This is a genomic window from Methylobacterium sp., assembly GCF_019750675.1.
In the GTDB taxonomy this organism is placed as follows: domain Bacteria; phylum Pseudomonadota; class Alphaproteobacteria; order Rhizobiales; family Beijerinckiaceae; genus Methylobacterium.
Window position 1 is genome coordinate 1 of the sequence record NZ_JAIEOF010000071.1, and the last position, 9,333, is coordinate 9,333.

Genomic DNA, 9,333 nt, shown 5'->3' on the forward strand with positions numbered 1-9,333 from the left:
CGGAGCGGCGGCCCGCATAGGCGAAGACGCCACGCTGCTCCTCGAGGCGCAGCACCGCCTCCTCGGGCCGTTTCAGGCGCAGCAGCTCGAAGGTCAGGGCGACGCTGGAATCCACCATCACGCAGACGAGGCCCCCTGGTCGGACCCACTCGACGAACCGCCGCATCATCGCGTCGGGATCGGGCGCGTATTGCAGCGATCCCATCGCCAGCACGGCCCCGGCCCGGCCCGGCTCGATATCCGCCGCTTCCATGGTCTGCGGCAGCAGGGTGAGGCCGGCCCAGCCCGCGAGCTTGGCCTTCAGCACATCCTGCATCGCCGCTGAGGGTTCGATCCCCGTGACGGTATGGCCGAGGGACAGGAGACGCTCCACGGTGCGGCCCGTCCCGCAGCCGACATCAACGATGTCATCGGGCTCGGGCGGCAATAGCGCTGCGACGCGTTCCCAGCCCAGCTGCTCGTAGATCCGCCGCAGGGGTTCCGAGTCGAAGCGCCGGTCGTAATCCGCCGCGAAAGCATCGTAGAGCGCCACCGTTTCGGGAGCGTTCGGCGTGGTGCTCACAGGCAGGCTTCCTTGATCAGGGTCGCGACGCGACGGACATCTCCCAGCGCCAGCCCCTCGTGCAGGGGCAGGGAGACGATCCGCGCGCTGACATCGGCGGTGACCGGAAGATCGCCACGAAGGCAGGTTTCCCAGAAATAGGGTTGGTCACCCAGGTGCGGCGCATAATACGTCCCGAGTTCGATGCCCGCCTGCGCGGCACGGCGGAGCAACGCGGCGCGTCCCCCAGGCACCGAGCGCGGTAACAGGGCCGGCAGGAAGACATGCGCCTGGGATACGGCGCAACACTCCTGGAACGCCAGTTCGGGGAGCAGCGCCCGATAGGCCTGCGCGAGCGTCTCGCGACGAAGCAGGATCTCCGGCATCGCCTCGATCCGGGCAAGGCCCATGGCGGCCGTCACCTCGTTCATCTTGGCATTGAGACCAGGCATGATCGCCGAGCGTGCGCCGTCGAACCCAAAATTGGCCATGGCGCGCAGACCCTCGATGCGGTCCGGGTCGGCCGAGTAGACGAACCCGCCCTCAAGGGTGGCGAAGGGCTTGGTCGCGTGCATCGAGAACACGCTCGGTGCGCGCCAACCCGCGCCAACGCTCAGCCCGTCCATGTCTCGCGTGCCCACCGCCGCGGCCGCATCGACGACGATGGCGGCCCCGATCGAGGCCGCCAGACGCTCGTAGTGCGTGCGATCGATGGGGCATCCGAAGGTGGTGCAGGGGACGATTACCGCGATGGCTTCGCCGTAGCGCTCGACCAGGGCACGCTCCGCCTCCGGGCAGGCGATCCAGGATTCCGGGTCGATATCGCAGAGGAGCGGCGTCAGCCCGCACCACAGGGCCGCGTGCGCCGTGGCCGCGAAGGTGAAGGCCGGCATGAGCGCGTAGGCCGGCGCGTGCCGCAGCGCCGGCTGCCGCGACGCATCGATGGCTTGGCGGATCGCCAGTATCAGGCCGAGGGTGGCGTTGCACACCGTGACGCAGGCGCCGTTTCCCCCGAACAGGTCTCGGACCAGTGCCTGCTCGAGCCGCGTGTTCACGGGCCCGTAATTGCTGAAGCGCCCGGAGGCCTCGATCGCCTCGAGGTCCCGCGTCATCGTGCTCAGGCGTGGCGGATTCGGTTGAATGAGCCGGATCGGCGATGCCGGATGTACCGGTAAGCCCCCGGGAGGATCCGGAACCGGATCAGTGAACACAGGACCAGAAATTGAGTCGGCTCCCGAATACCGTATCCGACGCGACTGGACCTGTGTGACGAAACAGATTGCGACGCGCAGCAAGGCGTGTTGGTCGGCCTATCCGTACAGAGGTCGCGCTTTACATGCCAGGGCCCGGAGACCGGTATCCCTTGCTTGTGATCGAAGTGGTATTTCGTAGAAAAGATGCGTCTACACGTTAAAAATACGTACGTATCAAGTCTCGGATGAACGAATGAAGAAGCGCTTTCGGAAGCGCGACTTTCCGAGATGGCCGATCCAGTATTGTGCCGGAGATAAAAATTTACAGGCGCGCGTTCATCACGGGCAATCTGAGCGCCTCGGTCGTTTTGCCTGCGCTCGCATGACGCGCGCGCACCATGCGCGTCGAAGGACGAAGCCGTTTTCAGTCGGTCATTGCGGACAGGCGTCGCGAGGGCCAAGCGTCGCCGTCACGAGAGGATCAAAGCCACGCACCCGGTGAAGTCGCCACCGCGGGCGCGTCAGCGGCGCCGGCGCGCGGAGCCGGTGACTTGGGTCGTTGCCTGCGAGGCCTGTGCCATCGCGGCGGCGCGGTCGTCCTCGTTCGCGGCCGCCCAGGCCTTGTCGAACAGGGCGATGATCCAGTCGTCCTTGCGACCCTGTGCGGCCTCCCGGGCGAGGGACAGCCACATCAGGCCGCGGGCCCGCTGGGCCGGTACGCCCTGTCCGTTGACCAGCATCTGGCCGAGCAGAGCCTGGGCGGGGGCATGGCCCTTCTCGGCGGCGAGGTTGAACCAGCGCGCGGCCTGACGCGCGTCGGTGTCGACGCCGGTGCCGTCGAGGTAGAGCCGGCCGAGGTTGTACTGCGCGTTCGGATCCCCGAAATACGAGGCCGCGTAGTTGAACATGTCGTAGGCGCGCTCGGGATTCGGGCGCACGTAGGTGCCTTTGATCCCGTCGAGGAAGTAGGTGCCCAAAGCCGTGAAGGCGCTCGCCACCACGCCCGAGTTCCGGGCGTCCGGCCCGTCGTCGGTGGTGTCGTCGGCGATGCGCGAGAAGAACTCGAAGGCCTTGAGGTCGTCGTGCGGAACGCCGTCGCCCTCGGCATACATGCGGCCGAGCTTCCACAGCGCCAAGGCGTGACCCTGGTCGGCCGCGTATTCGAGGGCGCGGGCGGCGCCTTCCTTGTCGCCCGCATTGTAGTCGCGCACGCCCGTCCGCAAGGCCTCGCGGGCATTGCGGTAGCTGCCGCCGGGCACCGGTGTCCGGGCGGTGGCATCGAGGGCCGCCGCCGGCAGGCTACCCATCAGCATCACGAGCCCCGCCGCTGCGGCGAGCCGCCGGCCCAGGCGCGCCAGCGGCCGATCCCGGGCGGCCCGCGCCGGCCGCATGGCGCGGCCGTGGGCTGTCCTAGATGTCCGCATAGGTGTGCGTCTCCTCGGCGCCGCCCGGATGGGTCACCGCACCGTTCACCGCCGGACCGACGGTCTGCTGATACTTCCAGAGGTAGCCGGAGGTCGCCGAATTGGTGCGCGGGCTCCAGGCGGCGCGGCGCGCGGCGAATTCCTCGTCCGAGACCGCCACGTCGAGGGTGCCCTTGATTGCGTCGAGGGTGATGACGTCGCCGTCCCGGATCAGGCCGATCGGGCCGCCGACGGCGGCCTCGGGCCCGACATGGCCGACGCAGAAGCCGCGGGTGGCGCCCGAGAAGCGCCCGTCGGTGATCAGCGCGACCTTGTCGCCCATGCCCTGGCCGTAGAGCGCCGCCGTGGTGGAGAGCATCTCGCGCATCCCCGGGCCGCCCTTCGGGCCCTCGTAGCGGATGACCAGAACCTCGCCTTCCTTGTAGGTGCGCGTCTGCACGGCCTCGAAGCAGGCCTCCTCACCGTCGAACACCCGGGCCGGGCCGGTGAAGACCTGGCGCTCCTCCGACATGCCCGCCACCTTCACGATGGCGCCCTCGGGAGCCAGGTTGCCACGCAGGCCGACGACGCCGCCGGTGGGCGTCAAGGGCGTGGCCGCGGAGCGAACGACGTCCTGGTCCGGGTTCCAGTGCACCCGCTCCATGTTTTCCGCCATGGTGCGGCCGGTGACCGTCATGCAGTCGCCGTGCATGAAGCCGTGGTCGAGCAGCGTCTTCATCAGGAGCGGGATGCCACCGACCTCGAACATGTCCTTGGCGACGTAGCGCCCGCCCGGCTTCAGGTCGGCGATGTAGGGGGTGCGCTTGAAGATCTCGGCGACATCGAACAGGTCGAACTTGATGCCGCATTCATGGGCGATCGCCGGCAGGTGCAGGGCCGCGTTGGTGGAGCCGCCGGAGGCCGCGACGGCGGCCGCCGCGTTCTCCAGGCTCTTGCGGGTGACGATGTCGCGCGGGCGGATGTTCTTGGCGATGAGCTCCATCACCTTCTCGCCCGCCGTCATGCAGAACTTGTCGCGGATCTCATAGGGGGCCGGGGCACCTGCCGAGTAGGGCAGCGCGAGGCCCATGGCCTCGGAGACGGTGGCCATGGTGTTGGCGGTGAACTGCGCGCCGCAAGCCCCGGCCGACGGGCAGGCGACCTGCTCCAGCTCGTCGAGGTCGTCGAGGCTCATATCGCCCACCGCGACCTTGCCCACCGCCTCGAACAGGTCCTGCACGGTGACCGGACGGCCGCGGAACGAGCCGGGCAGGATCGAGCCGCCGTAGATGAAGATCGACGGCACGTTGAGGCGCACCATGGCCATCATCATGCCGGGCAGGGACTTGTCGCAGCCGGCCAACCCCACGAGGGCGTCGTAGGCGTGGCCGCGCATGGTCAGCTCGACCGAGTCGGCGATGACCTCGCGGGAAGGCAGCGAGGCGCGCATGCCGGCGTGGCCCATGGCGATGCCGTCCGTCACCGTGATGGTGCAGAACTCGCGCGGGGTGCCGTTGGCGGCCGAGACGCCCTTCTTCACCGCCTGCGCCTGGCGCATCAGCGAGATGTTACAGGGGGCGGCCTCGTTCCAGCAGGAGGCGACACCCACCAGCGGCTGGTGGATCTGCTCGCGCGTCAGGCCCATGGCATAGAGATACGAGCGGTGGGGCGCGCGCTCGGGCCCCTCCGTGACATGGCGGCTCGGAAGCTTCGACTTATCGGTTTTACGCGCGTCCATCGTCTGTCTCGCCGCCCCGGCCTGATACGCTTTGGTTGACTTCAGGGCGACCGAGGGCACGGGACGGCGCGTGCCCCGTGGGGCTTGCGCGCGACTCCCGGGAGCCGAACCTCGGAAAGCGTCTGAACTCTGCGGTAAATCGTTGGGGGGACTATCGTTTACCGCGCTTCCTGAGGTGGTCCCGGTTTATGGCGGGATCGCGGCGGAGGCTTGGGGCTCCCAAGGCAAAGTCTGGATGCTTTCGGGGTGTTGCGACCCCGCCACAGCCACGCTTCGCGCCCCGAGCCGGCTCATCGGCGCGTGCCGCGTGCGCGGATGAACCACGGAGCGGCCCTACGTCATCGAACGCAGCGATTTGCCGAACCAAATCTGTACATAAGGTGTTTCAACGCATCGAACACGGAGAACACGGGACATGAAGCTGCTTGGTGGAATGGTGGTGGTCGGCCTCGCCCTGTTGGGGCCGGCCCTCGCCCAGCCCTACGGCGACCGCGATTACGGCTCCCGCGACCGGGGTTCCCGCTACGAGGGGCGCGACGACGGCTATCGCGAGCGCGGTTCCCGCTACGACGACCGCGACGACCGCCGCCGGGCCTCGGACGACGAGGGTCGCGGGCGCCGCGATCGCGGACGGGAATACGGATTCGACGAGCGCGAGTACCTGCGCTGCAATCCCGACGTCCGGCGCGCGGTCGAGAATGGCCAGATGCCCTCGGCCGCCGTCCACTACCGGAAGTTCGGGCGCAACGAAGGTCGACGCCTCAGCTGCTGAGGGGCACGGCCGGGAGCGCCCGCGCGGCGTGTGCCCCGCTTGGCAGATTTGCGCCGGGGACACGGCCCCGGTGGAACTCCCCGCGACGGTGAAGGTTCGGCTCGTGACAACCGGAGCCCGTGCCCCATGAAGATCGTCACCGTCGCGGACCTCATCGTCGACACCCTCGACCAGGCCGGCATCCAGCGGATCTACGGCATCGTCGGCGACAGCCTGAACGCCCTCACCGAGTCGCTTCGAGCGCGCGGCACCATCGATTGGGTGCATGTCCGGCACGAGGAGGTGGCGGCCTTCGCGGCGGGGGCCGACAGTCAGCTGTCCGGCAAACTCGCGGTCTGCGCCGGCTCCTGCGGTCCGGGCCACGTGCACCTCATCAATGGACTCTACGATTGTCACCGCACCCGCACCCCGGTGCTGGCCATCGCGGCCCATATCCCCACCGCCGAGATCGGCTCGGGCTACTTCCAGGAAACGCATCCGGGCGAGCTGTTCCGCGAGTGCAGCCATTACTGCGAAATGGTGGGCGACGCCTCGCAACTGCCGCAGGTGCTCGAGAATGCGATGCGGGCGGCGATCGGCCTCTCCGGCGTCGCCGTCGTGATCATCCCCGGCGACGTCGCCCTGATGGATGCGCCGACCCGCGGCGTGGCGCCCAATGCCGGGCTGATCCCGCCCCGGCCCGTGGTGCGCCCCGCCGAGACCGACCTGAACGCGCTGGCCGACCTCCTCAACGGGTCCGAGCGGATCACCCTGCTGTGCGGTCGCGGCTGCACCGGGGCCCATGCCGAGCTGCTTCAGCTCGCCGAGGCTCTGAAGAGCCCGATCGTCCACGCGCTCGGCGGCAAGGACGTGGTCGAGTACGACAACCCCTACGACGTCGGCATGACGGGGCTGATCGGGTTCTCCTCGGGCTACGCCGCGATGATGTCCTGCGACACGCTGCTGATGCTCGGCACCGATTTCCCCTATCGGCAGTTCTACCCGCAGGACGCGCAAGTCGCCCAGGTCGACATCCGCCCCGGCCAGCTCGGGCGCCGGTGCAAGCTCGATCTCGGCCTCGTCGGCCACGTGGACGACACCCTCCGGGCGCTGCTGCCGAAGCTCACCGTCAAGCGCGAGCGCAAGCACCTCGACGCCGCCCTGAAGCACTACGCCAAGGCGCGGGAGGACCTCGACGATCTCGCGACAGGCGCGCCGGCGAAGGGCTGGTTCGGCCTCAAATCGGCCAAGCAGCCGATTCACCCGCAATACCTGACGAAGCTCGTCAGCGAGGCGGCCGACGACGATGCGGTGTTCACGGCCGATGTCGGCACCCCGACGATCTGGGCGGCCCGCTACCTCAAGATGAACGGCCGACGCCGGCTCATCGGCTCCTGGGTCCATGGCTCGATGGCCAACGCGATGGCGCAGGGCATCGGCGCCCAATCGGCCTATCCCGATCGGCAGGTCGTCTCGTTGTCCGGCGACGGCGGTTTCGCCATGCTGATGGGCGACCTCCTCACCCTGCGCCAGCACAAGCTGCCCCTGAAGATCGTGATCTACAACAACGGGACCCTCGGCTTCGTCGAGCTGGAGATGAAGGCCGCCGGCTACATCGAGACCGGCGTGTCCCTCGACAATCCGGACTTCGCCGCCATGGCGCGCGGCGCCGGGATCCACGCCGTCCGGGTCGAGGACCCGGCCGAGCTGGAGGCGGCCGTGCGCGAGGTGATGGCCCATCCGGGGCCGGCCCTCCTCGACTGCGTGGTCGCCCGGCAGGAACTCTCGATGCCTCCGAAGATCGACGGCAAGCAGGTGAAGGGTTTCAGCCTTTACGTGCTGCGTGCCGTGATGAGCGGGCGCGGGGATTCCGTGCTCGACTTGGCCAAGACCAATCTTCTGCGGTGACGGCGCGACCCGGGCCGTCCCGTCGGCCTACCGGGTCAGATCGACCCGGTAACGATAGGCATCGCCCCGGAACAGGCCCTCGACATACTCGACCATGACGGCGTCCCGGTTGTAGCTGTGTCGCTTGATCAGCAGGCAGGGCAGCGGCTTCTCGAACGCGAAGATCTCGCATTCGGCCGCCGTCGGCATGGTCGCCTCCACCGTCTGCTCGCAGCGCACGAGGCGGCCCGCCTCGTGCTGGGCCAGGAAGGCGTAGACCGAACCCGAGAGGTCGGCGTCCTCGAGGGCGGGCACGGCCCGGATGTTGTACCACGCGACCTCCCGCGACATCGGCACGCCGTCGCCGGAGCGCACCCGCGTCAGCTTCAGGAACGGGGCTGTGGATGGGAGGCCGAAGATCGAGGCGATCGAGCGGTCCTCCGCGACCGTCCGCTCCAGAATTCGCGAGGATGGCACCTTTCCGAGTTCCCGCATCTCCTCGGTGAAGCCCTTGAGGCGGTCCATGCCGGGCCGCACCGGCTCCGGACGGCGACGCACGAGGAAGCCGGAGCGGCCGCGCGGCAGCAGAAGCTCGTCCTCGCTGAGTTCCGCATAGGCGCGCTGGACCGTGACGCGGCTGACGCCCAGACTGTCGGCCAGCTGTCGTTCCGCCGGCAGGATGACGCCCGGCGGCAGGGAACCCGACAGGATCAGGTCGCGCAGCTGTCCCTCGATCTGGCGATAGAGGGGCATCGCGGTATCGTCCCGGAGCCGCAGGAGGGACAGCACCGAGGGGCGATCACCGACGGCGAGATCCGGCTCGACATCGCCCTGTCCCGTCCGAATTTTCCGGCGCACGTTTCACCGACCTTCTGTACGAGTCATCCATAGCGGATCAGGCCGGGGTGCTCCATGCGAGTCTTCGTCGTAGGCAGTTTCGTGATCGCCTGTTCGGTGAAGGTCGCACGGTTGCCGCAGGCAGGAGAATCCCTCGGAGGCTCCGCCTTCCTCGCGGAGCCGGGCGGGAAGGGCTTCAACCTCGCGCTGGCCACCCATCGCCTCGGCCTCGACGTGGACGGAATTTTCGCGGTCGGTGAGGATGTCTTCTCTCCCGTGGTCCGGTCGACCTTCGCGCAGGTCGGATTCTCCACCGGTATGCTCGTGCCCCGAGCGGGCTCGACGGGCGCCGGGGTCGCCTTCATCGATCCGACCGGCGAAAACTGCCTCGCGGTCTGTCTCGGCGCCAACCTCGCCCTCACGGCGGAGGACGTCCTGGGGTTCGCCCCGCGCCTGCAGGCCTCGGATCTCGTCGCCGCGACATTCGAATCCCCGGATGCGCCCATCCGGGAGGCCTTCGTCCTGTCGCGGGCCCGGGGCATCCGCACCCTTCTCAACCCCTCTCCCGTCCGCGCCCTCGACCCCGCGATCCTGGCCGACACGACGATCCTCGTCCTCAACGCCGTCGAGGCGGCTGAACTCGGCCTCGGTCATCCCGACGGCATCGCCGAGGCACGCAGCGCGACGCCCGCCATCGCGGCCCTGCTGGACGGTGGCCTCGAATTGCTCGTCGTGACGCTGGGCGTCCGGGGTGCGGTCGCGTTCCGCCCAGGTTCGCCGCCCATCCGGCAACCGGCCTTCGCGGTCGCGGCGGTCGATACCGTGGGCGCGGGCGACGCCTTCTCGGCCGGCCTCATCGCGGGCCTGCTCGACGGGAAGCCGCTGGAGAGCGTGCTCAGGCAGGCGGCCGCCTGCGGTGCGCTCGCCACCTGCCGGTTCGGAGCCTTCGATGCGTTCCCGAAAGCGCGTGCCCTCGAGGCCTT

8 protein-coding genes are annotated in these 9,333 nt (G+C 68.8%); 3 read left to right on the forward strand and 5 right to left on the reverse strand.

The window, feature by feature from the left end; translation table 11 throughout:
* From K2X24_RS03770 to ilvD, 4 genes are all read right to left on the reverse strand, one after another.
* Positions 1–562: class I SAM-dependent methyltransferase (locus tag K2X24_RS03770; RefSeq protein ID WP_292494781.1), on the reverse strand; the 562-nt coding region annotated here is incomplete at its 3' end.
* Positions 559–1,653, reverse strand: a complete 1,095-nt coding sequence (locus K2X24_RS03775; protein ID WP_292494783.1) for a DegT/DnrJ/EryC1/StrS family aminotransferase — start codon at positions 1,651–1,653, stop codon at positions 559–561. The genes K2X24_RS03775 and K2X24_RS03770, both read right to left, overlap by 4 nt.
* A 602-nt stretch (positions 1,654–2,255) precedes the next feature.
* Entirely contained in the window at positions 2,256–3,158 is a 903-nt protein-coding gene (locus K2X24_RS03780) for a tetratricopeptide repeat protein (protein WP_292494785.1), read from the reverse strand.
* Positions 3,145–4,875, reverse strand: coding sequence for a dihydroxy-acid dehydratase (ilvD, locus tag K2X24_RS03785; RefSeq protein ID WP_292494787.1), 1,731 nt, complete (start codon positions 4,873–4,875; stop codon positions 3,145–3,147). The genes K2X24_RS03780 and ilvD overlap by 14 nt, the downstream gene beginning before the upstream one ends.
* Positions 4,876–5,290: 415 nt before the next feature.
* On the opposite strand from ilvD, the gene K2X24_RS03790 reads away from it, so the two are divergent.
* On the forward strand, positions 5,291–5,647 hold the full coding sequence (locus tag K2X24_RS03790; RefSeq protein WP_292494789.1) for a hypothetical protein: 357 nt from the start codon (positions 5,291–5,293) through the stop codon (positions 5,645–5,647).
* A 126-nt stretch (positions 5,648–5,773) separates the two neighbouring features.
* Positions 5,774–7,534 carry a ubiquinone-dependent pyruvate dehydrogenase gene (gene poxB, locus K2X24_RS03795; RefSeq protein ID WP_292494791.1) on the forward strand — a complete coding sequence of 587 codons (1,761 nt, stop codon included), beginning with the start codon at positions 5,774–5,776 and terminating at the stop codon, positions 7,532–7,534.
* A 27-nt stretch (positions 7,535–7,561) separates the two neighbouring features.
* Here poxB and K2X24_RS03800 read toward each other — a convergent pair whose 3' ends face one another.
* The gene (locus tag K2X24_RS03800; protein ID WP_292494793.1) at positions 7,562–8,371 is read right to left on the reverse strand and encodes a GntR family transcriptional regulator; all 810 of its coding nucleotides are present in this window, start codon (positions 8,369–8,371) and stop codon (positions 7,562–7,564) included.
* A 54-nt stretch (positions 8,372–8,425) separates the two neighbouring features.
* Between K2X24_RS03800 and K2X24_RS03805 the strand changes: the two genes are divergently transcribed.
* The coding region (locus K2X24_RS03805; protein WP_292494794.1) for a ribokinase at positions 8,426–9,333 on the forward strand (908 nt) is incomplete at its 3' end.

What these genes read in the sequence shown, in the direction of transcription:
- K2X24_RS03780 (WP_292494785.1), bottom strand. Translation starts at nt 3,158, where the DNA reads ATGCGGACATCTAGGACAGCCCACGGCCGCGCCATGCGGCCGGCGCGG.
- ilvD (WP_292494787.1), bottom strand. Translation starts at nt 4,875, where the DNA reads ATGGACGCGCGTAAAACCGATAAGTCGAAGCTTCCGAGCCGCCATGTC.
- poxB (WP_292494791.1), top strand. Translation starts at nt 5,774, where the DNA reads ATGAAGATCGTCACCGTCGCGGACCTCATCGTCGACACCCTCGACCAG.
- K2X24_RS03775 (WP_292494783.1), bottom strand. Translation starts at nt 1,653, where the DNA reads ATGACGCGGGACCTCGAGGCGATCGAGGCCTCCGGGCGCTTCAGCAAT.
- K2X24_RS03790 (WP_292494789.1), top strand. Translation starts at nt 5,291, where the DNA reads ATGAAGCTGCTTGGTGGAATGGTGGTGGTCGGCCTCGCCCTGTTGGGG.